The organism is Pseudomonas sp. GD03944 (genome assembly GCF_029839275.1).
Taxonomy (GTDB): Bacteria; Pseudomonadota; Gammaproteobacteria; order Pseudomonadales; family Pseudomonadaceae; genus Aquipseudomonas.
On sequence record NZ_JAOCAH010000008.1, the window covers coordinates 175,470 to 200,321 of the forward strand.

Here is a 24,852-nt window from a genome sequence, read left to right on the forward strand (position 1 = left end):
AAACTACGCGCCCGCCACGTCATAAGGCCCCGGAGTTCACATGAAGTTGTCCATGCCCCGTTTCGACCAAGCCCCCGTTCTGGTGGTGGGTGATGTCATGCTCGACCGTTATTGGCATGGCGGCACGTCGCGGATTTCCCCCGAAGCGCCGGTGCCGGTGGTCAAGGTCGACCAGATCGAGGACCGCCCGGGCGGCGCCGCCAACGTGGCCTTGAACATCGCCGCCCTGGGTGCGCCAGCGATCCTGGTGGGCGTGACCGGTGACGACGAGGCGGCGGAAAGTCTGGCCGACAGCCTGGCCGCCGTTGGCGTCAAAACCTGTTTTCAGCGCATCGATGACCAGCCGACCATCGTCAAGCTGCGGGTCATGAGCCGTCACCAGCAACTGCTGCGCATGGACTTCGAAGAGCCGTTCCGCACCGACGCGGATGCCCTGGCCCGTGAGGTCGAAGGCTTGCTGTCTGGCGTCAAGGTGCTGGTACTGTCGGACTATGGCAAGGGCGCGCTGCAGAACCATCAGGTGCTGGTGCAGGCTGCCCGCAAGCGCGGCATCCCGGTACTGGCCGATCCGAAGGGCAAGGACTTCTCCATCTACCGGGGCGCCAGCCTGATCACGCCGAACCTCAGCGAGTTCGAAACCATCGTGGGCCGTTGTGCCGACGAGGCCGAGCTGGTCGCCAAGGGCGCCGCCCTCATGCGCGAGCTGGAGTTGGGCGCGCTGCTGGTCACTCGTGGCGAGCATGGCATGACCCTGCTGCGTCCGTCCCATGCACCGTTGCACCTGCCGGCCCGCGCCCGTGAAGTGTTCGACGTCACTGGGGCTGGCGATACGGTGATTTCCACCCTGGCCGCGGCGATTGCGGCGGGCGAGGAGCTGCCGCAGGCCGTGGCCCTGGCCAACCTGGCGGCCGGTATCGTGGTCGGCAAGCTGGGGACCGCGGCCATCAGTGCGCCCGAGTTGCGCCGCGCCGTGCAGCGTGAAGAAGGTTCCGAGCGCGGTGTCCTGAGCCTCGAGCAACTGCTGGTGGCGATCGAGGATGCCCGTGCCCACGGTGAGAAGATCGTGTTCACCAACGGCTGCTTCGACATCCTCCACGCTGGCCACGTGACGTACCTGGAGCAGGCACGTGCCCAGGGCGATCGTCTGGTGCTGGCCGTCAACGACGATGCCTCTGTAAGCCGCCTCAAGGGCCCGGGCCGTCCGATCAATTCGGTGGACCGCCGCATGGCGGTGCTGGCCGGGTTGGGTGCGGTGGACTGGGTGGTGAGCTTTGCCGAAGACACGCCGGAGCGCCTGCTCAAGCAGGTTCAGCCGGATGTGCTGGTCAAGGGCGGCGACTACGGCATCGACCAGGTGGTGGGTGCCGACATCGTGACCGCCTACGGCGGTGAGGTCCGCGTACTCGGTCTGGTGGAGAACAGCTCCACCACGGCCATCGTCGAAAAAATCCGCAACAAGTGATGATCGGCTGCAGCGACTGGCCAAGCTGCCAGTCGCCGCTGTCGGCGTGGTCATAGGCGAGCGCCGCCGCCACGCGCATCATTTCTGGCATCTCATCCTGTCTGGAGCGAGTTGCCATGACCACCGATGCACAGGGTCGCGCCCTGGCCATGCTGAACCGGGTTGCCCAGGCTGACTGGCCGGACCGTCTGAATCTGCGAAAACCCTTTGAAAAACTCGTCTACACCGGTAGCCGTGCGGGGTTTCGCCTGATCACCCAGCGCGCGGGCAATCCGCCTTCCGGAAAGCCCCGGGAATCACGCGCTGACGAGCTGTTCGACCTGTCGCTGTCGGACGAGCAGCAGATGCTGGTGGACATGCTGGAAGGCTTTGCCGCCGATGTGCTGCGCCCCTTGGCCCATGACGCCGATGCCAATGCTGCCTTGCCGGCCTCCCTGCTCAACCAGGCCGAGGAGCTGGGACTGGCTCACTATGGGGTGAGCGAGGCCCTCGGCGGAATGGCCGGGGAGCGCACCGTGCTGACCAATGCCTTGATGGCCGAGGCCCTGGCCAAGGGCGACCTGTCCCTGGCTGCTGCGCTCCTAGTGCCCCTGTCGGCGGCCAACTGCATTCGCCGCTGGGGTTCGCCGGAGCAACAGGCGCAGTGGCTGCCGAGGTTCGTTGGCGAGGCGCGGGCGCCGCTGATGGCCGTCGCCGTGGGTGAGGCAGCGCCTTTGTTTGATCCCCATCGACTGACCACACGGGCCAGGCGTCGAGGCAAGCATTACCTGCTGAGCGGTGAGAAATGCCTGGTGGTGCGGGGGCTGGATGCCAGCCACCTGATCGTTGCCGCCCAGGCCGACGACGGTGCTGGCCTGTTCGTGGTCGACGTGGGGGCCAACGGCGTGCGGCGCCACCCTGCGCCGGCCATGGGGCTGAAGGCCTGTGGCACGGCGCGGGTGGTGCTGCGCCAGGTCAAGGTGCCGCTGGAGTCGCGCCTGAGCGGCGCGTCGTTCGACTACCAGGCTTTTATCGACCTCGCGGCATTGGCCTGGTGTGCGCTGGCAGTGGGCACCGGGCAGGCGGCGCTGGAGTACGTCAGCACCTATTGCAATGAGCGGGTGGCATTCGGTGAGCCGATCAGCCACCGCCAGGGGGTGGCGTTCATGGTGGCGGACATGGCTGTGGAGCTGGACGCCATGCGTCTGCTGGTCTGGCGTGCCTGTGCGCGGGCCGAGCAGGGCCTGCCGTTTCGTCGGGAGGCCTACCTGGCGCGGCTATTGTGCGCGGAGAAGTCCATGAAGATCGGCACCGATGCCGTGCAGTTGCTTGGCGGCCATGGGTTCACCAAGGAGCACCCGGCCGAACGCTGGTACCGCGACCTGCGTGCCCTGGCAGTGATGACCGGCGGCCTGCAGCTATGACCCGGTGGATACCCCACGAACGCGGCACTGGCTCAACGCCCCGCCCGGAGGACGCATGAACCTGGAAACCCCGAAGAAATTCCGTGGCCTGGTCAAGCAGGCCCATCAGGTGGCCGAGAACTACTTCCGGCCCATCTCGCGCAAGTACGACAAGTCCGAACACGCTTACCCCAAGGAGCTGGACCTGCTCGCGGCCCTGCTCGACGGCATGAACGCCGGCTCGCCCGATGCCATCGGTGCCAGCTCAGCCAGCAAGCGCGGCGCTGCCCGCGAGCAGGAGGAGGGTGTGCGCAACGGCGGCAACATGGCGGCCCTGCTGGGCGTGATGGAGCTGTGCTGGGGCGATGTCGGCCTGCTGCTGGCCATGCCGCGCCAGGGGTTGGGCAATGCGGCCATCGCAGCGGTAGCCAATGACGAGCAGCTGCAGCGGTTCGGCGGAACTTGGACGTCGATGGCCATCACCGAGCCCGGCTGCGGATCGGATTCTGCAGCCATTCGTACCACTGCCGTGAAAGACGGCGATCACTATGTGCTCAATGGCGAAAAGATCTTCGTCACCTCCGGCGAACGGGCCGATGCGGTGGTGGTCTGGGCAACCCTGGACAAGAGTCTCGGGCGCGCGGCGATCAAGTCGTTCGTGGTCGAGCGGGGCACGCCCGGCATGGCCGTTACTCGCCTGGAAAAGAAGCTCGGGATCAAGGCCTCGGACACGGCGTCGATCAGCTTCAGCGACTGCCGGATACCCGCCGCCAACCTGCTGGGCAACCCGGAAGTCGATGTGCAGAAGGGGTTCGCCGGGGTCATGGAGACTTTCGACAATACGCGGCCCCTGGTGGCCGGCATGGCCGTGGGCGTAGCGAAGGCGTCGCTGGACCGCACGCGCGCGTTGCTCAAACGGGTCTGCACCCTGGACTACCGCCGACCGCTGCTGGCTGTCAGCCATGCCGAGGCGACCCTGTACCGGCTGGAGGCCGAGTGGGAGGCGGCGCGTCTGCTGACCCTCAAGGCGGCCTGGATGGCCGACAACAAGCTGCCCAACTCCAAGGAGGCGTCGATCGCCAAGGCCAAGGCGGGGCGGGTCGCCAACGAGGTGACTTTGAAGTGCGTCGAGCTGGCGGGGGCTGTGGGTTACGGCGAGGACGAGCTGCTGGAAAAGTGGGCGCGGGATTCGAAGATTCTCGACATCTTCGAAGGCACCCAGCAGATCCAGTTGCTGATCGTCGCGCGTCGCCTGCTGGGCAAGAGCTCCAGCGAGCTGAAGTGAGGTCGCCGCCTGGCGTCAGCCCTGCTGCGCCAGGCGTTTTTCGGCCAGCGGAGCGGCCGGCGGCTTGCTGCGGGTGCTGCTGCGCGGCGCCGGGGCGCTGAGTTTCTGCTGGGTCAGCCAGTCTTTCCAGCGAATGCGCTCGTCCCGTACCAGCCAGCCATCTTGCGCCGCGAAGCTCTCGGCCAGCCACAGGCCGCGGGTGCTCGCCGGTCTCAGTTGGCCCTTGTGCAGGGTCAACAGCTCGGCCGTGGGCCGGCCCTGATCCAGGGGAATCAGGTACAGGTCGGGCCGCGTACGATCGAGTCGAGCCACCAGTTGCCCGTCTTCCAGGCGTTCGTCGACGTGGAACAGGCTGAGCTGCTTGCTCTCCTTGGGCAGCTCCAGGTGCAGGTCATAGACCAGTTGCAGCGACGAGGTCGGCAGGTGCACGTAGGCCCGTGGCCGTTCCATCAAGGTCAGGTTGCCGCATTGCACGGGGCGGGCTGCGCCCGACAGCGGGCTGAGGCGGAAATGGGTCGCTTCGCGATAACGCAGCGGCCCCTGGTACGGCGCCGGCAGCCAGGTGTCGCCGAAGCGGCCGCTCAGCCAGCCTTCGGGTGTCTCCAGCAGGCATTCCTCGGCCACTTCCTGGATGGCGGTGAGCAGGGGCAGGTTCAATTCATGGGCCGGCACGTAGCCGGAAATCAGCTTGAGCACCACGTCGCCGCGGTCCAGGCGCCGTTGCCGTACCAGAATCCAGTATTCACGGCCTTGCCAGCTCAGGGTCAGGCGCACCGAGACGCCGAGGTTGGCCAGTTCCGCGGCGAAGCGCTGACTGTCGGCAACCTCGATGGGCGCACGCCGCTCGAGCATCTCGCGGAAATTCAGCGGCCTGCCGAGGCTCTGGTAGGAGAGGCCGTCCGGCGTCGCCTCGACGAACAACGGCAGGGTCTTGAAGGTACTGGGGTCCTTGCGGATGAGCGTGCGTGGCATCTCGGCTCCTTCGCTGTGGCATCAACTGGCCGTGGAACACACCGGCGAGCTTCGCATACCCGATCGGTTCGTGTGTGCTTACGCAATATCCTGAATCACAGCCGCAGCGGTGGCGACGTTGTGGGCCAGATGCTGGGGGGTGATGGTGCCAATGATGGCGCTGTTCACCGCCGGATGGGCGAAGATCAGCTCAAAACTGGCGCGGATCGGGTCTTCACCCGGTGCCAGGCAGGCATGGCCGCTGGCCAGGGCCTTCTTGATGAGAATCCCTTTGCCGTGGTGCTCAGCGTAGTCCAGAACCGGCAGTTCGCCCTGTTCGTTGAGGTTGTAGGTGACCATCGCGCAATCACCTTGCTCCAGCGCCAGCAGGCCGCCGTCGACGGTCTTGCCGGACAGGCCGAAGCCACGGATCTTGCCCTCGCGCTTGAGCTCGGCGAGGGTTTCGTAGATGCCGCTGTCGCGCAAGATGGCGACGTCGTTGCCGTCGGAATGCACCAGCAGCAGGTCGATGACGTCGGTCTGCAGGCGCTGCAGGCTGCGCTCCACGGAGAAGCGGGTGTGGGCAGGGGAAAAATCGAAGTGCGAGTGGCCGTTCTCGAATTCTTCGCCGACCTTGCTGACGATCACCCAGTCGTGGCGCTGGCCCTGCAGCAGGGGGCCGAGGCGGGTTTCGCTGGTGCCGTAGGCCGGCGCCGTGTCGATCAGGTTGATGCCCAGGTCGCGGGCCTGGGCCAGCAGGTTGCGCGCGGCGGCGTCGTCGGGAATGGTGAAGCCGTTGGGGTACTTCACGCCCTGGTCGCGGCCCAGCTTGACGGTACCCAGGCCGATGGGCGACACCAGCAGGTCGGTGCTGCCCAGGGGGCGGTGCAGGTTGTGCAGGGTGTGCATCAGAACAGTTCCTCCCAGGCGGGGCGGGCCACGGCAGGGCGCGGCAATTCGGGCAGCGGGGCATGCTCGGCCGGCTTCACGCCGTCCCGCTGGAGCGTGGCCAGCACGCGGTCGGCGAAGTCGGGGGCCAGGGCCAGCTTGGTCGGCCAGCCCACCAGCAGGCGATCCTGCTTGGCGAGGAAGGCGTTGTCCGGGCGCACCAGGCCGGATTGCGCCGGCTCGGCCCGGTCGACCCGCAGGGTCGCCCAGCGGGTGGCGGATTGATCGACCCAGGGCAGCAGGTCAGCGACTTCCTGCTGGGCCGCGCGGAGCTGTGCCGCCTCGTCCCGGGCCACGCCATCGGCTTCGGCCAGGTCGCCGCCCAGGTACCAGACCCATTCGCCGTCGGCGGCCGGGTGGGTGGTCACGGTGATGCGGGGCTTGGGGCCGCCACCCAGGCAATGGGCGTACAGCGGTTTCAGCGCCGGCCCCTTGGCCAGCACCATGTGCAGCGGGCGCAATTGTTGGGCGGGCTGCTCGATGTCCAGACTTGCCAGCAGCGCGGCATTGCCACGGCCGGCGCTGAGCACGATGCGCTGGGCGCGGATTTCGCGGCCATCGACGATCAGGCCCGTCAGCTCGTTCTGCTCGCGCAGGGGCACGATGTCCCGGCCGGCCAGCAGGCTGTCGCCCGCCAGGTCGGCCAGGCGCTTGATCAGACTCGGCACATCCAGCACCAGTTCGGCCAGGCGGTAGACCTTGCCCTTGAATTTCGGGTGTTGCAGCGCCGGGGGCAGTTGCTCGCCTTTCACCTGGTCGACCCGGCCGCGTACGGCCTTGCTGGCGAAGAAGCTGGTGATGTTGCCCGCCAGGCTGCCCGGGGACCACAGGTAGTGGGCGTCGGACAGCAGGCGGACGCCGCTCAGGTCGAGTTCGCCGGTGCCGGCCAGCGCTTCGCGCCAGCGGCGGGGCATGTCGGCGATCGCTTCCGAGGCGCCGGTCAGCGCCCCGTGCAGCGCGTACTTGGCACCGCCATGGATGATGCCCTGGGACTTCACGCTCTGCCCGCCACCCAGGCTGTCGCGCTCCACCAGCACGGTGGAGAAGCCCTGACTACGCAGGCGTGCGTTGAGCCAGAGCCCGGCGATGCCGCCGCCGACAATCAGGACATCGGTGCTGAGGGGGTGGGACATGGGCAGGTCTCGGCAGATAAACAGGCGCGCAGTATAACCCGCCCGAACGCCCCTGCCTGACCGGCGGCAATCAGTGCCCGGTCGAGCGCGAGAACAACTGGATGACCACCACGCCGCTGACGATCAGGCCCATGCCCAGCACGGCGGGCAGATCGAGGCGCTGATCGTAGATGAACATCGCCGCGATGCTGACCAGTACGATGCCCAGGCCCGCCCAGATGGCGTAGGCAATGCCCACCGGAATCGTGCGCACCACCAGGATCAGCATGGTGAAGGCGATGGCGTAGCCGCCGATCACCAGCAGCAACGGCAAGGGTTTGTTCAGGCCATCGACGGCTTTCATCGAGGTGGTGGCGATCACTTCGGCGGCAATGGCGATGGCGAGGTAGATATAGCCGGTCATGATGAACCTCCAGGAAGAATGACGGGGATTCTAGTCCTCTGGGTGATGGGATAAAGTAATTACCTATCTGTATCGGAGATGGGTTGTGGAGTGGAACCTGGAGCAGATTCGCCTGTTCGTCAGCGTGGCTGAAGGCCGCTCGTTCTCCGCCGTGGCGCGGCGCATGAACCGCGCGCAATCGGCGGTGAGCACAGCCATCGCGTTGCTGGAAACCGACCTCGGGGTGGTGCTGTTCGACCGTAGCAGTGGCCGCCAGCCCAGTCTGACCGAGGCCGGCCTGGCCCTGCTGGCCGAAGCGCGGGAAGTGCTGCGCCAGTGCGAGCGCCTGGAGAGCCGTGCCCTGGGGTTGGTGCGTGGGGAGGAGGTGTGCCTGCGCCTGGCCCAGGACGAGGCGATGCCCTATCAGCCGGTGCTGGACAGCCTGGAGGCGCTGGCCCATGCCTTCCCGCTGCTCGAGGTACAGATGGCCAGCGGCGCCCAGGGCGATGTGGCGCGCAAGGTGCTTGAGCGGCGCGCCGACTTGGGCTTGCTGTTTCACCACGAGCAGATGCCCGAGGCCCTGGAGCGTCAGCGCCTGGGCACCATCGACCTGGTCACCGTGTGCGGGGCCGGTCACCCGCTGGCGCAGGCCGGTGCGGTGGATCGCCGGGTGCTGGCCAGGCACCGGCAGTTGCTGATGGCGCCCCAGGACAGCCAGTACCCCGGCACCGAGCAGATCAGCCCGACGGTCTGGCGGGCCGACAGCTTCTACGCCATGGCCGAGTTGCTGATGCGCAACCTCGGTTGGGCTTGGCTGCCGCGCCACGTGGCGCAGTACCCGACCTACCAGGGGCAGATCGTCGAGCTGGCCTGCGACTGGACACCGCCACCGCTGGTGGTCGAATTGGTTTGCCGGCGTGACGAGGCCTTGGGGCCGGCCGCGCTGTGGCTGGCGGACACCTTCGCCCGACACCTGCAGGCTGCCGGCTGATCGCCGGCGGTCTCTCTGCTAAGCTGCGCGCCCATGAATAGAGCCCTCTACAGCCTGTTGTTCCACCTGGGTCTGCCGATCGTGGCGGGCCGTCTTGCCTGGCGTGCCTGGCGCGCGCCGGCCTATGCCCAGCGCATCGGTGAGCGTTTCGCCCTCGGCCTGCCGCCGCTGAAGCCCGGCGGCATCTGGCTGCACGCCGTCTCGGTGGGGGAGAGCATCGCCGCCGCTCCGCTGGTGAAGGCTTTGCTTGCGCGCTACCCGGAGTTGCCGATCACCATCACCTGCATGACGCCGACCGGTTCGGAGCGCATCCAGGCGATGTTCGGCGCACCGGAGTACGCCGACCGGGTGCAGCACTGCTACCTGCCCTACGACCTGCCCTGGGCGGCGGCGCGTTTCCTGGATCGAGCCCGGCCGCGCCTGGCGGTGATCATGGAAACCGAATTGTGGCCCAACCACATTCATCAGTGCGCCCGCCGTGGCATTCCGGTGGCACTGGCCAATGCGCGCCTGTCGGCCCGCTCGGCCCGGGGCTATGCGCGCTTCGCCCGACTGACCGCGCCAATGCTGGCTGAATTGGATCTGATCGCCGTGCAGACCGCCACCGAAGCGGAGCGTTTCCGAGGCCTCGGTGCACGTAGCGAGTGCGTCGAGGTGACGGGCTCCATCAAGTTCGACCTGACCATCGACGCCGAGCTGCCGCTGCGAGCCGCCGCATTGCGCGAGCAGTGGGGCGCGAGCGGGCGCCGGGTGTGGATCGCCGCGAGCACCCACGCCGGGGAAGACGAGATTATCCTGGCGGCGCACCGCGAGCTGCTGGCGCGTGAGCCTGATGCGCTGCTCATCCTGGTGCCACGCCACCCCGAGCGTTTCAACGGGGTGTTCGAGCTGTGCCAGCGCCAGGGTTTCGCCACGCGCCGTCGTTCCACGGGCGAGGCGGTGCAGGCCGGCGACCAGGTGCTGCTCGGCGACACCATGGGCGAGCTGCTGTTTCTTTATGCCCTGGCCGACACCGCCTTCGTCGGCGGCAGCCTGGTGCCCAATGGCGGGCACAACCTGCTGGAACCGGCTGCCCTGGGCAAGCCCGTGCTCAGCGGACCGCACCTGTTCAACTTCCAGGAGATCGCCGCGCAGTTACGCGAGGCCGGTGCGCTGGTCGAAGTGGACGATGCCCAGGCGCTGGCTGCGCAGATCGCCGCCCTGTGGGCAGCGCCCGAGCAGAGCGCGCGCATGCGTGACACCGGCCTGGCTGTGATACAGGCCAATCAGGGGGCGTTGAACCGTCTGCTGGACGGCCTGGGCCGGTTGCTCACGGCATAAAGCGCTCAGCGGACATGAAAAAGCCCGACTTCCGTCGGGCTTTTTTGTGGCGACTCAGTATTGCTCGTCGCTTTGCAGTCGGGCCTCGGCGGCGCGGGCCAGGTCCGGCGGCAGGAAGTCCTTGTCCGGGTTGTAGTCCGGCTTGAGGTAGGTGCCCAGCGCTTCCAGGTCGGCCGGGCTGAGGGTGCCGGCAGCCTGTTTGAGGCGCAGGTTGTTGAGGATGTAGTCGTAGCGCGCGTCGTTGTAGTTGCGCACCGAGCTGTAGAGCTGGCGCTGTGCATCGAGCACGTCGACGATGTTGCGCGTACCGACCTGGTAGCCGATCTCGGTGGCTTCCAGGGCGCTCTGGTTGGAGATGATCGACTGGCGGCGGGCCTGCACGGTTTCCACGTCGGTGTTCACCGCGCGGTGCAGGTTGCGGGTGTCCTGCACCACCTGGCGGCGCAGGCTTTCGCGCAGCTGTTCGGTCTGGTTCAGGCGCTCATAGGACTCGCGCACCTGGGAGCTGGTCAGGCCGCCGCTGTAGATCGGGATGTTCAGTTGCAGGCCGATCGAACGCTGCTCCACATCGCCGCTGTAGCGCGCGGTGCCGGGAATCCCCGAGTTGGTGAAGCCCAGGGCGTCGTTGTCGCCTTTCTGGTAGCTGGCGACCGCGTCCAGGGTCGGCGCGTGGCCGGCCTTGCGCTGGCGCAAGGTTTCCTGGGCGGCCTCGACGGCGAAGTTGCTGGCCAGCAGGTTGAGGTTCTGCGCACCGGCGGTGTCGACCCAGGCCTTGGCGTCGTTCGGCGTCGGCGCGAGGATCGGCAGGGTGTGCTGAATACCCTCGATGGAGCTGTAGTCGCGGTTGGTCAGGGTGATCAGGGCCTGGAAGGCGTCGTCCACCTGGCGCTCGGCGATGATCCGGTTGGCCCGGGCGGTGTCGAAACCGGCCTGGGCTTCCAGCACGTCGGTCTTGTCGGAGAGGCCGACATCGAAGCGCTCGTTGGCCTGGTCGAGCTGGCGTTTGAACGCGGCTTCCTCGGCCTTGGTGGACGCCAGGTTGTCCTGGGCGCGCAGCACCGCGAAGTAGCTTTCGGCGCTCTGCAGGATCAGGTTCTGTTCGGTGGCCGACAGTTCCAGCGCGGCCTGCTCGTCGGTGGCCTCGGCGGCCTGCAGCTGGAACCAGCGGTCGGCGCGGAACAGTGGCTGGCTGAGGTTGGCCTGGTACACGGTACCGCTGCGCGACACGGTGGCGGCTGGGGAATCGATTTCGGTGCGGGTGTCGCTCAGGTTGGCCCCGGCGGACAGATTCGGCAGCAGGCCCGCTCGCGCCTGGGGCACCACTTCGCGACGCGCCTTGTAGTCGGCGCGGGCGGCCGCCAGATCGGCATTGTTGTTAGCGGCTTCCTGGTAGACGGAAATCAGGTCCGTCTTGGTCGACAGCGGGGCGGTTTCAGCCCAGACCGTTCCCACGGAAGCGGAGGCCACGGCAAGAGCCAAAGAGAGTCTGCGCAGCATTCGGGGTGTCCCTAGATTGGCGGTGATCGGCAAGGCTAAGCGGCGTCGCTTGGGGGGTCAAGTGCGCTCATATCGGCGTGAGTGTAGTTTGCAACAAGCTATGTTGCCTGCGCGCAACAATCTACTTGGCGAGGCGGTGGGTCGTCATTTTCCGACGCGTGGGTCGGGTTTATTTGACCCGCCGGTTGGTTTTATTTCCGGCAGTTGATTAGACTGGCCGGGTTCTTGTCGGGGTGCCCCATATGCGGGGCTGAGATTGGCAGCTGCCGGATCCCGTTGAACCTGATCAGGTTAAGGCCTGCGTAGGGAACAAGATGTCCTCGCCACAGCCGCCATTCGTGCGCGAGTCCTCTCACACCAGCCATGGTGTGCCTAACGCCCTTCGTCCGCCCAGGTTCTCCTCCGACATCCAGCCAGGAGAATCCAGCCGATGAGCACACAACAACAAAAATTCTTGAGCGAATCCGCTCAGGTCGACCAGCAATCCGTCCAGCCTTTCCCGCGTTCGCAGAAAGTCTATGTGCAGGGTTCGCGCCCGGACATCCGCGTGCCGATGCGCGAGATCAGCCTGGACGTCACGCCGACCGCCTTCGGTGGTGAGATCAACGCCCCGGTCACCGTCTATGACACCTCCGGCCCCTACACCGATCCCAGCGTCACCATCGACGTGCGCAAGGGCCTGGCAGATGTGCGTAGCGCCTGGATCGAAGACCGTGGTGACACCGAGCGCCTGCCGGGCCTGTCCTCCGAGTTCGGCCAGCGCCGCCTGAACGACGCCGAGCTGACCAAGATGCGCTTCGCCCACGTGCGCAACCCGCGCCGGGCCAAGGCCGGCAAGAACGTCAGCCAGATGCACTACGCGCGCCAGGGCATCATCACCCCGGAGATGGAATACGTCGCCATCCGCGAAAACATGAAGCTGACCGAGGCCCGCGAAGCCGGCCTGCTCAAGGAACAGCACGGCGGCCAGAGCTTCGGCGCGAGCATTCCGAAGGAAATCACCCCCGAGTTCGTGCGCGAGGAAGTCGCCCGCGGTCGCGCCATCATCCCGGCCAATATCAACCACGTGGAGCTGGAGCCGATGATCATCGGCCGCAACTTCCTGGTGAAGATCAACGGCAACATCGGCAACTCGGCCCTGGGTTCCTCCATCGAGGAAGAAGTGGCCAAGCTGACCTGGGGCATCCGCTGGGGCTCGGACACCGTGATGGACCTGTCCACCGGCAAGCACATCCATGAAACCCGCGAATGGATCATCCGCAACTCGCCGGTGCCGATCGGTACCGTGCCGATCTACCAGGCCCTGGAAAAGGTCAACGGCGTGGCCGAAGACCTGACCTGGGAGCTGTTCCGCGACACCCTGATCGAGCAGGCGGAGCAGGGCGTGGACTACTTCACCATCCACGCCGGCGTGCTGCTGCGTTACGTGCCACTGACCGCCAAGCGCGTCACTGGCATCGTCTCGCGTGGCGGCTCGATCATGGCCAAGTGGTGCCTGGCACACCACCAGGAGAACTTCCTCTATACCCACTTCGAGGAAATCTGCGAAATCATGAAGGCCTACGACGTCAGCTTCTCGCTGGGCGACGGCCTGCGTCCGGGCTCCATTGCCGACGCCAACGACGCCGCGCAGTTCGGCGAGCTGGAAACCCTCGGCGAGCTGACCAAGATCGCCTGGAAGCACGACGTGCAGTGCATGATCGAAGGCCCCGGTCACGTACCGATGCAGCTGATCAAGGAGAACATGGACAAGCAGCTGGAGTGCTGCGACGAGGCGCCGTTCTACACCCTCGGCCCGCTGACCACCGACATCGCGCCGGGCTACGACCACATCACCTCGGGCATCGGCGCGGCGATGATCGGCTGGTTCGGCTGCGCCATGCTCTGCTACGTCACGCCCAAGGAACACCTGGGCCTGCCGAACAAGGATGACGTGAAGACCGGGATCATCACCTACAAGATCGCCGCGCATGCCGCGGACCTTGCCAAGGGCCATCCGGGTGCGCAGATCCGCGACAACGCCTTGTCCAAGGCGCGCTTCGAGTTCCGCTGGGAAGACCAGTTCAACCTGGGCCTGGACCCGGACACCGCCCGCAGCTACCACGACGAGACCCTGCCCAAGGACTCGGCCAAGGTGGCGCACTTCTGCTCCATGTGCGGGCCGAAGTTCTGCTCGATGAAGATCACCCAGGAAGTCCGTGACTACGCCAAGGAAAACGGCCTGACCGACGAACAGAAGGCCATCGAGGCCGGTTTCGCCGAGCAGTCCGAGCGTTTCAAGGATGAAGGTGCGGTGATCTACCGCCAGGTCTGACGGTCCGTCTGAAGCGGGTCTTCGGTCAGTTGGCCAAGGACGGCGAGGAGAGCGGTGGCGGTTCGTCGGCGGCCTCGGTCATCGGCGGCAGCCAGAAAGCCAGCAATGCCGCGGCTATCCGCTCCGGTGGGGAGACCCGGATCGAGTCGGGACGCTGATCGGGGGCTGTTTCCCCGCTGCAAGCACGCTAGGATGTGGTTAGGCCCGCATTCAGCGTGCCGGCAGTGGGGGAACACAATGAGCGACACCTTCAAGCCTGACGCGGATGCCGTCGAGGTGATCGAGCGGGAAGCCTGTTTTCGTGGCTTCTACCGCCTCGATCGCCTGCACCTGCGCCACCAGTTGTTTTCCGGCGAGATGGGCAAGCCGATCACCCGCGAACTGTTTGTGCGCCATGACGCCGTCTGCGTGTTGCCCTACGACCCGCAGCGCGACGAGGTGGTGCTGATCGAGCAATTCCGTGTGGGCGCCATGGGCAAAAGCGCCAACCCTTGGCTGCTGGAGCTGGTTGCCGGCCTCATCGATACCGACGAACAGCCCGAGGAAGTGGCGCACCGCGAGGCGATGGAAGAGGCCGGTCTGGTGTTCCGCGCGCTGTGGCCGATCACCCGGTACTTCCCGTCGCCGGGCGGCAGCGACGAACAGGTGTACCTGTATGTCGGCCGCTGCAGCAGCGCAGGCGCGGGTGGCGTGCATGGCCTGCCCGAGGAAGGCGAGGACATTCGCGTGCATGTCTGGCCGCTGGAGGATGCCCTGGCCGCGGTGCGCGACGGGCGTATCAACAACGCGGCGAGCATCATCGCCCTGCAGTGGCTGGCGCTGAACCGCGCCGAGGTCCGGGGGATGTGGTCGTGAGCCTGGTGCGCGAGCGCTACCGGGTCGACCTGGTCGAGCTGCAGGCGGCGTGCGAGGCCAACTACGCGCGCCTGATGCGCCTGCTGCCCGGCATGCGCGACGTGACCAGTGCGCGGCGCGTGGCGCTGAGCCAGGGCGAGCGGCTGCTCGGGGTGCTGGCGCTGGAAGTGCTGGAAACCTGTCCCTACACCTCGACCATCCAGGTGCGCCAGGAAGACAGCCTGCCGTGGCTGCCGGTGCCGAAGCTGGAAGTGCGGGTCTACCACGACGCGCGCATGGCCGAAGTGGTCGGCGCCCAGAGCGCCCGGCGCTTTCGCAGCATTTATCCCTATCCCAATGAAGCGATGCACCAGCCCGACGAGAAGACCCAGCTCAACCTGTTTCTCGGCGAATGGCTGAGCCATTGCCTGGCCTGCGGCCACGAACTGGAACGGGTTCGCTGAGCTTTTTCCGTCAGCGAGAGCGATTGTCGCTGAAATTTCTGTGATGTATGCCCGATTCTCGGGTTTACCGTGAGTTCACCTACCCACCATAATTCACCTCATTCCGCCCGAGGAGACGGCCTTGCCGAGCGCGCGCCCCCCAATTGATGAATCATCGGTCCTGCTGGTGCAGCTGTCCGACAGTCATCTATTTGCCGACGCGACCGGAAAGCTGCTGGGCATGGAGACCTGCGACAGCCTGCAGCGGGTCATCGAACGGGTGCTGGACGAGCAACCGGCCATCGACCTGGTGCTCGCCTCGGGCGACCTGTCCCAGGATGGCAGCGAGGCGTCCTACACGCGCTTTCGCGAGATGACCGCAGCGATCCCTGCGGTTTCCCGCTGGTTTCCCGGCAATCACGACGAACTGCCGGCCATGCGCGCCGCCTGCGTGGGCAGTGACCTGCTGGAGCCGGTGACCGACATCGGCAACTGGCGCATCATCCTGCTCGACTCGTCGATCCCCGGCGCGGTACCCGGCTATATCAGCGAGCAGCAACTGGCCCTGCTGGAGCGCGCCCTGAGCGAAGCCCCGGAACGCCATCACCTGATCTGCCTGCACCACCACCCGGTGCCGATCGGTTGCCGCTGGATGGACCCCATCGGCGTGCGCAACCCCGATGCCCTGTTCGCCGTCATCGAGCGCTTCAGCCAGGTCCGGGCCGTGCTCTGGGGACACATCCACCAGGAATTCGACCAGGTGCGCAAAGGCGTTCGCCTGCTGGCATCGCCCTCGACCTGCGTGCAGTTCGCGCCGGGTAGCGAGGAGTTCCAGGTGGACACCACCGCGCCGGGTTACCGCTGGTTGCGCCTGCACGCCGACGGTCGTCTGGAGACCGGCGTGTCGCGGGTCACCGGCATCACCTTCGACGTGGACTACAGCGTCAAAGGCTACTGAGTGCGCTGCTTGCAGCAGACTACTGGCAGCTAGTAGCCTCCTGCCCCATGACTCCCAGCATTCTTTATATCCACGGCCTCAACAGCTCTCCGGCTTCCCTGAAAGCCAGTCAGCTGCTGCGCGCCATGACGCACCTCGGCCTGGCCGGGAACCTGCGCGTACCGGCGCTGCACCACCATCCCCGGCAGGCCATCGCACAACTCGAAACATTGATCGCCGAGCTCGGCCAGCCCGTGCTGGTCGGCAGCTCCCTGGGCGGCTACTATGCCACCCACCTGGCGGAGCGGCATGGCCTGAAGGCCCTGCTGATAAACCCTGCGGTACGCCCGCACGAGCGCTTCGACGGGTACCTGGGGCCGCAAAAGAACTATTACAGCGACGAGACCTGGGAGCTGACCACGGACCACGTGGCCGCCCTGGCCGAGCTCTACGTCCCGGAACCGCAGCAGCCTGCGCGCTATCAGGTGTGGTTGCAGACCGCCGATGAAACCCTCGATTATCGCCACGCCGAGCAGTATTACCGGGCGTGCGCGCTGCATATCCAGGCCGGTGGCGACCATGGTTTCAAAGGGTTCGCCGAACGGCTGCCCATGCTTTTCGCTTTCGCCGGTATCGCCCGCCCGCTGTGGCAGGATACCGACTTTTCTGAATTGACCTGACGACACGAGACCCCATGGCCCAGCAGAACGCCTATAACGCAGACGCCATCGAAGTCCTCTCCGGCCTGGACCCGGTGCGCAAGCGCCCGGGCATGTACACCGACACCAGCCGGCCCAACCACCTGGCCCAGGAAGTCATCGACAACAGCGTCGACGAAGCGCTGGCCGGGCACGCCAAATCGATCCAGGTGATCCTCCATGAGGACAACTCTCTGGAGGTGCTGGACGACGGCCGTGGCATGCCGGTGGACATCCACCCCGAAGAGGGCGTGCCCGGTGTCGAGCTGATCCTCACCAAGCTGCACGCCGGCGGCAAGTTCTCCAACAAGAACTACCAGTTCTCCGGCGGCCTGCACGGCGTGGGGATCTCGGTAGTGAACGCCCTGTCGACCCAGGTCGAAGTGCGGGTCAAGCGCGACGGCAACGAGTACCGCATGACCTTCGCCGACGGTTTCAAGGCCAGCGACTTGGAAGTGATCGGCAGCGTCGGCAAGCGCAACACCGGTACCAGCGTGCATTTCTGGCCGGACGCCAAGTACTTCGATTCGCACAAGTTCTCCGTCAGCCGCCTCAAGCACGTGCTCAAGGCCAAGGCCGTGCTGTGCCCGGGCCTGAGCGTCACCTTCGAGGACCGGGCCACCGGCGAGAAGGTCGAATGGCATTACGAGGATGGCCTGCGCTCCTACCTGGTCGACGCCGTGAGCGAATACCAGCGCCTGCCCGAGGAGCCGTTCTGCGGCAGCCTCAGCGGCAACAAGGAAGCGGTCGACTGGGCGCTGCTGTGGCTGCCGGAGGGCGGCGACGCGGTGCAGGAAAGCTACGTCAACCTGATTCCCACTGCCCAGGGCGGTACCCACGTCAACGGCCTGCGCCAGGGCCTGTTGGACGCGATGCGCGAGTTCTGCGAGTTCCGCAACCTGCTGCCCCGCGGCGTGAAGCTGGCCCCGGAAGACATCTGGGAGCGCATCGCCTTCGTCCTGTCGATGAAGATGCAGGACGCCCAGTTCTCCGGCCAGACCAAGGAACGCCTGTCGTCCCGCGAGGCCTCGGCATTCGTCTCGGGCGTGGTGAAGGACGCTTTCAGCCTGTGGCTCAACGCCCACCCGGATGTCGGGCAGCAGCTGGCGGAGCTGGCCATCAGCAACGCCAACCGCCGCCTCAAGGCAGGCAAGAAGGTCGAGCGCAAGAAAATCACCCAGGGCCCGGCCCTGCCGGGCAAACTGGCCGACTGCGCGGGTCAGGACCCGATGCGTTCCGAGCTGTTCCTAGTGGAAGGGGATTCCGCGGGCGGCAGCGCCAAGCAGGCCCGGGACAAGGAATTCCAGGCGATCATGCCGCTGCGCGGCAAGATCCTGAACACCTGGGAAGTCGACGGTGGTGAAGTCCTGGCTTCGCAGGAAGTGCATGACATCGCCGTGGCCATCGGCATCGATCCTGGCTCCAACGACCTGAGCCAGCTGCGCTACGGCAAGATCTGCATCCTCGCGGACGCCGACTCCGATGGCCTGCACATCGCCACGCTGCTGTGCGCGCTGTTCGTCCGTCACTTCCGCCCGCTGGTGGATGCCGGGCATATCTTCGTGGCCATGCCGCCGCTGTACCGCATCGACCTGGGCAAGGACATCTTCTATGCCCTGGACGATGCCGAGCGTGATGGCATCCTCGACCGCCTGGTGGCCGAGAAGCGCCGCGGCAAGCCGCAGGTCACCCGCTTCAAGGGGCTGGGTGAGATGAACCCGCCGCAACTGCGTGAAACCACCATGGACCCGAACACCCGGCGCCTGGTGCAACTGACCCTGGAAGACTACCCGGGCACCCAGGAAGTCATGGACATGCTGCTGGCCAAGAAGCGCGCCAGCGACCGCAAGTCCTGGCTGGAATCCAAGGGTGATCTGGCCGAGGTGCTGGTCTGATGCGGCATCTGTGGGCCGCGTTGCTGCTGGTTGTCACCCCGGCGTTCGCCACTCTGCCGGTACCGGAAGAACTGACCCTGGTCAGCGAGCACCCGGTGGACGGCATGGCCAATGGCAACCTCTCCGGGCTGGCCTGGTGCGGTGATGCGCTATGGGCGGTGTCGGACCGTGAGGACGACCGCCTGTATCGTCTGGAGCCGGGCGAGAGCAACTGGCAGGCCGTCGCCGAGACCTTCGTGGCGCCACCTGCGCCAGACGTGCCGCTGCCCTGGGGGCTGCGCACGCGCAATTGGCTGGCCGGCCTGGTGCGCGGTGGCCACCTGGATTTCGAAGGGCTGTCCTGCGATGCGCTGGGTAACCGTTACCTGGTCAGCGAGGCCCACGCCTCAGTGCTGATGGTGCCGCCGGCGGCCGAGGCCCAGTGGCTGGCGCTGCCGGAAAGCATGGTGCGCCAGGCCCGGGCCAGCGGCATGTTGCTGCACTTCAATTCCCTGTTCGAAGGCGTCGCGGTCGACCCGGCGGGCGAGCGCCTGTGGCTGGCGGCCGAACGTACGCGCCGTGGCCTGGTGGTGCTGCACAAGCAGCGTTCGTCCTGGCGTTGCACCGGTGGCTGCGTGCTGTTCAGCGAAGGCGGCAGCGAGCCGGGGCCGGCAGCACTGGCCAGCAGGCCTGAGCCGCGCGACTTCTCCGGGCTGGCCTACCACAACGAAAAACTCTTCACCCTGGAGCGCCAGGCGCACCAGATCTGCCGGCGCACCCTGAGCAATGGCGAAGCCGAGCGCTGCTGGTCGTTCGCCGCCGAGGCGCTGACCGACGAACGCCGCTACCCGGTGTCCTACGGCGTGGCCGAAGCCCTGTGGATCGACGCCGAAGGGGCCTGGATCGGCCTGGATAATGGCTCCCTGACCCGTGCCGATGGCGAGTCGCGCCCGCTGGTCTGGCGCTTTGCCGCGCCCAAGGGCGGCTGGGGTAGCACCAAGTGACCCAACAGACGCCCGGCCGGCGTGCCGGTCGCGTGATGCTGGTGCTGGCCTGGGGGGCGGGGCTGCTGCTGGCGACCCGCTTCTTCGGTGACTGGGAGGAAGGGCAGCGCAATCCCAACCGTGAGCCGGTGTCGGTGCACGGCAGTGGGTATGTGGAAGTGCGCCTGGCCAGCAGCCGCCAGGGCCACTACCTGGTCGACGGGCAGATCAATGGCGCACCGGTGACCTTCCTGCTGGATACCGGCGCCACCCAGGTGGCGGTGCCCACCGCCGTGGCGTCGCGGCTAAGCCTGCAAGCCGGCGCGCCGATGGTCATCAGCACCGCCAATGGCCGCGCCACCGCACACCGGACCCGGCTCGATACGCTGCAATTCGGCGATATCGTCCTGCACGACGTGGCAGCCCTGATCGCCCCCGGCATGGACGGCGATGAAGTGCTGCTGGGCATGAGTGCCCTGAAACAACTCGAATTTACCCAGCGCGACGGCACCCTGTTGCTGCGCCAATCAACCTTGCAATGAGGCCCGCATGAGCGAATCCCTCGATTTGAGCCTGGACGGCGTCGAACGTCGTTCCCTTGCCGACTTTACCGAGCAGGCGTACCTGAACTACTCCATGTACGTGATCATGGACCGTGCCTTGCCGCATATCGGCGACGGTCTCAAGCCGGTGCAGCGCCGCATCATCTACGCCATGAGCGAACTGGGCCTGGACGCGGATTCCAAGCACAAGAAGTCCGCCCGTACCGTGGGTGACGTGCTCGGCAAGTTCCACCCCCATGGCGACTCGGCGTGCTACGAGGCCATGGTTCTGATGGCCCAGCCGTTCAGCTACCGCTACACCCTGGTCGACGGTCAGGGCAACTGGGGTGCGCCGGATGATCCGAAATCCTTCGCCGCCATGCGCTACACCGAGGCGCGCCTGTCGCGCTACTCGGAAGTGCTGCTCACCGAGCTGGGCCAGGGCACCGTGGACTGGGTGCCGAACTTCGACGGCACCCTGAACGAGCCGGCGACGCTGCCGGCGCGCCTGCCCAACCTGCTGCTCAACGGCACCACCGGCATCGCCGTGGGCATGGCCACCGACGTGCCGCCGCACAACCTGCGCGAAGTCGCCGCGGCCTGCGTGCGCCTGATCGATCAGCCGGATGCCACGGTCGAGCAGCTCTGCGAACACGTTCTCGGCCCGGATTATCCGACCGAGGCGGAGGTCATCACCCCGCGTGCCGACCTGCTGAAAATCTACGAAACCGGCCGTGGCTCCGTGCGCATGCGCGCGGTGTACCGCGTCGAAGACGGCGACATCGTCGTCACCGCGCTGCCGCACCAGGTCTCCGGGGCCAAGGTGCTGGAGCAGATCGCCGGGCAGATGCAGGCCAAGAAGCTGCCGATGGTCGCCGACCTGCGCGACGAGTCGGACCACGAAAACCCCTGCCGCATCGTGATCATCCCGCGCTCCAACCGGGTCGATGCCGATGAGCTGATGACCCACCTGTTCGCCACCACCGACCTGGAGTCCAGCTACCGGGTCAACACCAACGTGATCGGCCTGGACGGCCGGCCGCAGGTGAAGAACCTGCGCCAGATGCTGCGCGAGTGGCTGGAATACCGTCTGCTCACCGTGCGCCGCCGCCTGCAGTTCCGCCTGGACAAGGTGGAGAAGCGCCTGCACCTGTTGGAAGGTTTGCTGGTCGCCTTCCTCAACCTGGATGAAGTCATCCACATCATCCGCACTGAGGATCACCCCAAGGCGCGCCTGATCGAACGCTTCCAGCTGACCGAGATCCAGGCCGACTACATCCTCGACACCCGCCTGCGCCAACTGGCCCGCCTGGAAGAAATGAAGATCCGCGGCGAGCAGGACGAGTTGCTCAAAGAGCGCGACAAGCTGCTGGCCCTGCTCGGCAGCGAAGCCAAGCTGAAGAAGCTGGTGCGCAAGGAAATCCTCGAAGACGCCGAGAAGTACGGCGATGACCGCCGTTCGCCTATCGTCGCCCGGGCCGAGGCCAAGGCGCTGTCGGAAACCGAGCTGATGCCGACCGAGCCGGTCACCGTGGTGATTTCGGAGAAGGGCTGGGTGCGCTGCGCCAAGGGCCACGATATCGACGCCACCGGGCTTTCCTACAAGGCCGGCGACGGCTTCAAGGCGGCGGCCCCGGGCCGTTCGAACCAGTACGCGGTGTTCATCGACTCCACCGGGCGCAGCTACTCGCTCGCCGCTCACTCGTTGCCATCGGCACGGGGTCAGGGCGAGCCGCTGACCGGCCGTCTGACGCCACCGCCGGGCGCGACCTTCGAGTGCGTGATGCTGCCGGACGATGACGCGCTCTACGTGATCGCCTCCGATGCCGGGTATGGCTTCGTGGTCAAGGGCGAGGACCTGCAGGCCAAGAACAAGGCGGGCAAGGCGCTGCTCAGCTTGCCGTCCGGCGCACGGGTGGTCACACCCAAGCCGCTGGCCAATCGTGAGGAAGACTGGCTGGCCGCGGTGACGACCGAAGGTCGCCTGCTGCTGTTCAAGGTTGCCGATCTGCCGCAATTGGGTAAAGGTAAGGGCAACAAGATCATTGGCATCCCGGGCGAGCGGGTTGCCAGTCGAGAGGAATACCTGACCGACCTGGCGGTGCTGCCTGTGGGCGCAACGCTGGTCTTGCAGGCTGGCAAGCGTACCCTGTCGCTGCGGGCGGACGATCTGGAGCACTACAAGGGTGAGCGCGGGCGCCGTGGCAACAAACTGCCGCGCGGCTTCCAGCGCGTTGACAGCCTCGTTGTAGAGGTGATGGCATAAGGCCTGGAGCGCTTTTTCCGTCGCGCAACGCTGGAGTCAGGCTGCACTTTGAAGGATGATACGCGACTGCCCGTTCATCGGTTTTGCCGATGTGCGGGCTTTCCCTGTTTTTATTGCCGGTTTTTTTCGCACCGGTTGGATGAGAATGATGACTGCAGTTCGTCTTCCCCTGGTACTGATGCTGACTGGCGTGCTCGGCCTCGCCGGCTGTACGCGGTACCAGCCCGTACCCCTGTATCAGCTGGACAGCGGGACTGTCGCGACTGAGACGGAGAAGGACGGCCCGGCCGTTCTGCTGGGGCCGGTATCGATTGCCGACTACCTGCAACGTGAGGCGCTGCTGCAGCGCCAGGCTGATGGCAGCCTGACTGCGGCGACCGATGCCCGTTGGGCTGGCAGCCTGGCCACTGATATCGATCAGCAGCTGCTGCGCCAGTTGTCCGCGCGCCTGAACAGCCAGCGCCTGGTGCTGGCACCGGCTACGCCGGGCTTCACCCCGCAGGTTCAGGTCTTGTTGACCATTACCCGTCTGGACTCGGGCCCGCAGCGCCCGGCCGTGCTGGAAGCGCAGTGGCGCCTGCTGGGCAAGGACGGTGAGCTGCTCGACGGCGAGCTGGTTCGCCTGGAAGAGCCGCACCAGGGCCCGATCGCCGATCAGGTGCGGGCGCAGAGCGTGGTCATGCAGAAACTGGTGGGCGAGTTGGCGGAAGCGGTGAAAGTCCACGGCAAGCCGGCTCCGGCTGTCGCCGAGCAGCCGCCGAAGAAAGCGCCGGTGGTACCGGCCGCGAAGCCGGAAGGGCCGAAGATTCCGGTGGCGGAGCCGCTGCGGATCGACGCTGAAGTGTTCCGCTTCTAAGCACCCAGACATGAAAAAGCCCGCTTGATGCGGGCTTTTTCATGTCTGTTGCAAACGCGTTCAGTGTGGACGGCTTTCGTGCATGCGCGCTAGCTGACGCTCCAGCAGCGACGGGTAGGGCTCGAGCAGGCGTTCGACGCAGCAGGCACCTTCCGGGCTGGCGATGGCGCGAATCCGGGCGCGTTGGCGCACCAGGGCGTCGTCGCCGACACGGCGCTCCAGCAACAGCAGGTTGCGGCTGTGCTGCGACAGGGCCAGGGCATCCTGCGCCGTTTCGCTGAGCAGCAGGTCGCCCTGGCTCAGCTCGTCGAGCTCCTCGCCTTCGGTCAGGCCCAGTTGCAGCTGCAGGGTGATGCCGCTGTCGGCGACTTCGATCTGCAGGGCATGGCCGAGGGCGCGCATCAGTTCGCCGCAGCAGATGGCGTGGGTCAGGTAGTCCTCGCCGATCTCCTGGCGGTGGAACAGCATCAGGCTGCTGCCGTCGCTCAAGGTGTGCAGCTCGGCCTGGTAGAGCGACGCGGCCTGGTTCAGGCAGTCGCGGTAGCGCTGCAGCAGGTCGAGCAGGCGCGCCCGCGGCAGGCGGCGCAGTTGCTCCTGGGCACCAAGCTGGATGGCCAGTACTGCGCTCTGCTGCGGTTCACGGGTTGCCGCTGGTGTTGGTGCGGTGACCGGTTGTTCGTCCTCGTCGCCGATGTCGCGCAGGTCGGCGAACGGGTCGTGCTCGTCCGTGGTGGCGCGGTAGGCCGGCTCGGGCGTGTCGTCCTGCAGGTCGTCGAAACGGTCGTCATGCAGGTCGCGGACCTCGAACGACGGCTCGTCATCGGCCTCGTCGCGGTAGGCGGCGTTTTCCGGCGTATCGTCGTGCTCGTCTTCGTGCAGGTCGTCGTACAGGTCATCCGGCTCCGGTTCAGGCTCCGGCTTTTCGGGCACCAGGCGCGCCTGCAGCTGGCGGGCGAGGTCGCCGATCTCGTCCTGCCGGCCGGCACCGGGGGCCGGATCATCCGGATCGCGCAGCCAGACACGCAATTGCAACAAAGGCGTGGAAATATGCCGGCCCAGGCGCAGGCTGAGCGACAGAGCCAGGGCCAGCAGGATCAGGCTGAGAATGCCCATGCTCTGCAGGCTGATGGTCATCGGTTGCTGGAACTGGCGCATGTCCAGGCTGATGCGCAGCTGGCCGGCGATGACTTCCTGGAAGGTGATAGGCGTGGAATACAGCCCTTCGGTCTCGCCCAGCATGCTTTTGCTGGGGCGCGAGCCGGCCTCGGCGAGGATGCGGTTGTCCACGCTGTAGATCGCCGCATGGGCCACCAGCGGGTTCTTCACCAGGTTGTTCAGCAGCACGTTGAGGCTGAGGATGTCGTTGGACACCAGCAGCTCGGTGGCGGAGGAGGCGGTCTGGGTGATCAGGCTGCTGCCCAGGGCTTCGGCCTGCTGCTGCATGGCGTGCTTGAACTGCATGCCGATCACCCAGGCGTAGATCACCAGGGCCATGGCAACGAGAAGCAGGCTGTGGCTGGCGATGCGCAAGGCCAGCGGCACGCGACGCTGGCGCAGTGCGTTGAACAGCAGCAGGAAGAAATTATCGGGTTTTACGGGGGCGGGCCGGTTCACAGAGCTCGGCTCTCGTCGACTGGAGTTGCCGCGCAGTATAGCGAGCACCCCGCACAGGGCAAAGCGCCGCGCGTGCCCGCATGGCCGCGAAAGTGGTTAGAATGTGCGCCTTTTCTCCGGCCCTGCCGCCCTGGGCGGCG

21 protein-coding genes and 1 riboswitch are annotated in these 24,852 nt (G+C 66.4%); of the genes, 15 read left to right on the top strand and 6 right to left on the bottom strand.

The genetic code is table 11. The annotated features are described in order from the left end of the window. Positions 1–40: 40 nt before the first annotated feature. The 3 genes from hldE to N5C28_RS14540 all read left to right on the top strand — a co-directional run bounded on the left by hldE (position 41) and on the right by N5C28_RS14540 (position 4,129). Complete coding sequence (gene hldE, locus N5C28_RS14530; RefSeq protein WP_279823333.1) at positions 41–1,462, top strand: bifunctional D-glycero-beta-D-manno-heptose-7-phosphate kinase/D-glycero-beta-D-manno-heptose 1-phosphate adenylyltransferase HldE; 1,422 nt, start codon at positions 41–43, stop codon at positions 1,460–1,462. Positions 1,463–1,578: 116 nt separating this feature from the next. After that, entirely contained in the window at positions 1,579–2,865 is a 1,287-nt protein-coding gene (locus N5C28_RS14535) for an acyl-CoA dehydrogenase family protein (RefSeq protein WP_279823335.1), read from the top strand. Between the two features lie 55 nt (positions 2,866–2,920). Then, the gene (locus N5C28_RS14540) at positions 2,921–4,129 is read left to right on the top strand and encodes an acyl-CoA dehydrogenase family protein (RefSeq protein WP_279823336.1); all 1,209 of its coding nucleotides are present in this window, start codon (positions 2,921–2,923) and stop codon (positions 4,127–4,129) included. 15 nt (positions 4,130–4,144) lie between these two features. Here the strand turns inward: N5C28_RS14540 and N5C28_RS14545 are convergent, their stop codons facing one another. The 4 genes from N5C28_RS14545 to N5C28_RS14560 all read right to left on the bottom strand — a co-directional run bounded on the left by N5C28_RS14545 (position 4,145) and on the right by N5C28_RS14560 (position 7,564). Next, positions 4,145–5,101 carry a metal ABC transporter ATPase gene (locus N5C28_RS14545; RefSeq protein WP_279823338.1) on the bottom strand — a complete coding sequence of 319 codons (957 nt, stop codon included), beginning with the start codon at positions 5,099–5,101 and terminating at the stop codon, positions 4,145–4,147. Positions 5,102–5,179: 78 nt separating this feature from the next. Next, the gene (locus tag N5C28_RS14550) at positions 5,180–5,992 is read right to left on the bottom strand and encodes an aldo/keto reductase (protein WP_279823433.1); all 813 of its coding nucleotides are present in this window, start codon (positions 5,990–5,992) and stop codon (positions 5,180–5,182) included. Then, positions 5,989–7,161, bottom strand: a complete 1,173-nt coding sequence (locus N5C28_RS14555) for an FAD-dependent oxidoreductase (protein WP_279823340.1) — start codon at positions 7,159–7,161, stop codon at positions 5,989–5,991. The genes N5C28_RS14550 and N5C28_RS14555 overlap by 4 nt, the downstream gene beginning before the upstream one ends. A 70-nt stretch (positions 7,162–7,231) precedes the next feature. Then, positions 7,232–7,564 carry an SMR family transporter gene (locus N5C28_RS14560; RefSeq protein WP_279823342.1) on the bottom strand — a complete coding sequence of 111 codons (333 nt, stop codon included), beginning with the start codon at positions 7,562–7,564 and terminating at the stop codon, positions 7,232–7,234. Positions 7,565–7,649: 85 nt separating this feature from the next. On the opposite strand from N5C28_RS14560, the gene N5C28_RS14565 reads away from it, so the two are divergent. Continuing rightward, a complete protein-coding gene (locus N5C28_RS14565) occupies positions 7,650–8,534 on the top strand; it encodes a LysR family transcriptional regulator (RefSeq protein WP_279823343.1) in 885 nt (294 codons plus the stop codon). A gap of 33 nt (positions 8,535–8,567) precedes the next feature. After that, a complete protein-coding gene (gene waaA, locus N5C28_RS14570) occupies positions 8,568–9,854 on the top strand; it encodes a lipid IV(A) 3-deoxy-D-manno-octulosonic acid transferase (RefSeq protein ID WP_279823345.1) in 1,287 nt (428 codons plus the stop codon). A 54-nt stretch (positions 9,855–9,908) separates the two neighbouring features. Here waaA and N5C28_RS14575 read toward each other — a convergent pair whose 3' ends face one another. After that, positions 9,909–11,351 carry a TolC family outer membrane protein gene (locus N5C28_RS14575; protein WP_279823347.1) on the bottom strand — a complete coding sequence of 481 codons (1,443 nt, stop codon included), beginning with the start codon at positions 11,349–11,351 and terminating at the stop codon, positions 9,909–9,911. A gap of 219 nt (positions 11,352–11,570) precedes the next feature. Then, positions 11,571–11,677: riboswitch (TPP riboswitch) on the top strand. 104 nt (positions 11,678–11,781) lie between these two features. Between N5C28_RS14575 and thiC the strand changes: the two genes are divergently transcribed. The 10 genes from thiC (at position 11,782) to N5C28_RS14625 (ending at position 23,098) form a co-directional block, all read left to right on the top strand. Then, positions 11,782–13,665, top strand: coding sequence for a phosphomethylpyrimidine synthase ThiC (gene thiC, locus N5C28_RS14580; protein WP_279823348.1), 1,884 nt, complete (start codon positions 11,782–11,784; stop codon positions 13,663–13,665). Between the two features lie 237 nt (positions 13,666–13,902). Next, on the top strand, positions 13,903–14,520 hold the full coding sequence (locus N5C28_RS14585) for an NUDIX domain-containing protein (protein ID WP_279823349.1): 618 nt from the start codon (positions 13,903–13,905) through the stop codon (positions 14,518–14,520). Further along, positions 14,511–14,963, top strand: coding sequence for a DUF1249 domain-containing protein (locus tag N5C28_RS14590; RefSeq protein ID WP_279823351.1), 453 nt, complete (start codon positions 14,511–14,513; stop codon positions 14,961–14,963). Before N5C28_RS14585 ends, N5C28_RS14590 begins: the two co-directional genes overlap by 10 nt. 121 nt (positions 14,964–15,084) lie before the next feature. After that, positions 15,085–15,900, top strand: a complete 816-nt coding sequence (gene cpdA / locus N5C28_RS14595) for a 3',5'-cyclic-AMP phosphodiesterase (RefSeq protein WP_279823352.1) — start codon at positions 15,085–15,087, stop codon at positions 15,898–15,900. Between the two features lie 47 nt (positions 15,901–15,947). Beyond that, positions 15,948–16,559, top strand: a complete 612-nt coding sequence (locus N5C28_RS14600) for a YqiA/YcfP family alpha/beta fold hydrolase (protein ID WP_279823353.1) — start codon at positions 15,948–15,950, stop codon at positions 16,557–16,559. 14 nt (positions 16,560–16,573) lie between these two features. Beyond that, positions 16,574–18,472 carry a DNA topoisomerase IV subunit B gene (parE, locus tag N5C28_RS14605; RefSeq protein ID WP_279823354.1) on the top strand — a complete coding sequence of 633 codons (1,899 nt, stop codon included), beginning with the start codon at positions 16,574–16,576 and terminating at the stop codon, positions 18,470–18,472. Then, on the top strand, positions 18,472–19,455 hold the full coding sequence (locus N5C28_RS14610) for an esterase-like activity of phytase family protein (protein ID WP_279823355.1): 984 nt from the start codon (positions 18,472–18,474) through the stop codon (positions 19,453–19,455). The genes parE and N5C28_RS14610 overlap by 1 nt, the downstream gene beginning before the upstream one ends. Continuing rightward, on the top strand, positions 19,452–19,976 hold the full coding sequence (locus N5C28_RS14615) for a TIGR02281 family clan AA aspartic protease (protein WP_279823357.1): 525 nt from the start codon (positions 19,452–19,454) through the stop codon (positions 19,974–19,976). The genes N5C28_RS14610 and N5C28_RS14615 overlap by 4 nt, the downstream gene beginning before the upstream one ends. Before the next feature lie 7 nt (positions 19,977–19,983). Then, the gene (gene parC, locus N5C28_RS14620; RefSeq protein ID WP_279823358.1) at positions 19,984–22,242 is read left to right on the top strand and encodes a DNA topoisomerase IV subunit A; all 2,259 of its coding nucleotides are present in this window, start codon (positions 19,984–19,986) and stop codon (positions 22,240–22,242) included. A 148-nt stretch (positions 22,243–22,390) separates the two neighbouring features. After that, complete coding sequence (locus N5C28_RS14625) at positions 22,391–23,098, top strand: ABC-type transport auxiliary lipoprotein family protein (RefSeq protein ID WP_279823359.1); 708 nt, start codon at positions 22,391–22,393, stop codon at positions 23,096–23,098. A gap of 60 nt (positions 23,099–23,158) precedes the next feature. Here the strand turns inward: N5C28_RS14625 and N5C28_RS14630 are convergent, their stop codons facing one another. Then, positions 23,159–24,712 carry an AhpA/YtjB family protein gene (locus N5C28_RS14630; RefSeq protein ID WP_279823360.1) on the bottom strand — a complete coding sequence of 518 codons (1,554 nt, stop codon included), beginning with the start codon at positions 24,710–24,712 and terminating at the stop codon, positions 23,159–23,161. Positions 24,713–24,852 lie beyond the last annotated feature (140 nt).

Excerpts from the sequence above, each read along its gene's own strand:
- hldE (WP_279823333.1), top strand. The coding sequence starts at position 41 with ATGAAGTTGTCCATGCCCCGTTTCGACCAAGCCCCCGTTCTGGTGGTG.
- N5C28_RS14535 (WP_279823335.1), top strand. The coding sequence starts at position 1,579 with ATGACCACCGATGCACAGGGTCGCGCCCTGGCCATGCTGAACCGGGTT.
- N5C28_RS14540 (WP_279823336.1), top strand. The coding sequence starts at position 2,921 with ATGAACCTGGAAACCCCGAAGAAATTCCGTGGCCTGGTCAAGCAGGCC.
- N5C28_RS14545 (WP_279823338.1), bottom strand. The coding sequence starts at position 5,101 with ATGCCACGCACGCTCATCCGCAAGGACCCCAGTACCTTCAAGACCCTG.
- N5C28_RS14555 (WP_279823340.1), bottom strand. The coding sequence starts at position 7,161 with ATGTCCCACCCCCTCAGCACCGATGTCCTGATTGTCGGCGGCGGCATC.
- N5C28_RS14560 (WP_279823342.1), bottom strand. The coding sequence starts at position 7,564 with ATGACCGGCTATATCTACCTCGCCATCGCCATTGCCGCCGAAGTGATC.
- waaA (WP_279823345.1), top strand. The coding sequence starts at position 8,568 with ATGAATAGAGCCCTCTACAGCCTGTTGTTCCACCTGGGTCTGCCGATC.
- N5C28_RS14575 (WP_279823347.1), bottom strand. The coding sequence starts at position 11,351 with ATGCTGCGCAGACTCTCTTTGGCTCTTGCCGTGGCCTCCGCTTCCGTG.
- thiC (WP_279823348.1), top strand. The coding sequence starts at position 11,782 with ATGAGCACACAACAACAAAAATTCTTGAGCGAATCCGCTCAGGTCGAC.
- N5C28_RS14585 (WP_279823349.1), top strand. The coding sequence starts at position 13,903 with ATGAGCGACACCTTCAAGCCTGACGCGGATGCCGTCGAGGTGATCGAG.
- N5C28_RS14600 (WP_279823353.1), top strand. The coding sequence starts at position 15,948 with ATGACTCCCAGCATTCTTTATATCCACGGCCTCAACAGCTCTCCGGCT.
- parE (WP_279823354.1), top strand. The coding sequence starts at position 16,574 with ATGGCCCAGCAGAACGCCTATAACGCAGACGCCATCGAAGTCCTCTCC.
- N5C28_RS14610 (WP_279823355.1), top strand. The coding sequence starts at position 18,472 with ATGCGGCATCTGTGGGCCGCGTTGCTGCTGGTTGTCACCCCGGCGTTC.
- parC (WP_279823358.1), top strand. The coding sequence starts at position 19,984 with ATGAGCGAATCCCTCGATTTGAGCCTGGACGGCGTCGAACGTCGTTCC.
- N5C28_RS14625 (WP_279823359.1), top strand. The coding sequence starts at position 22,391 with ATGACTGCAGTTCGTCTTCCCCTGGTACTGATGCTGACTGGCGTGCTC.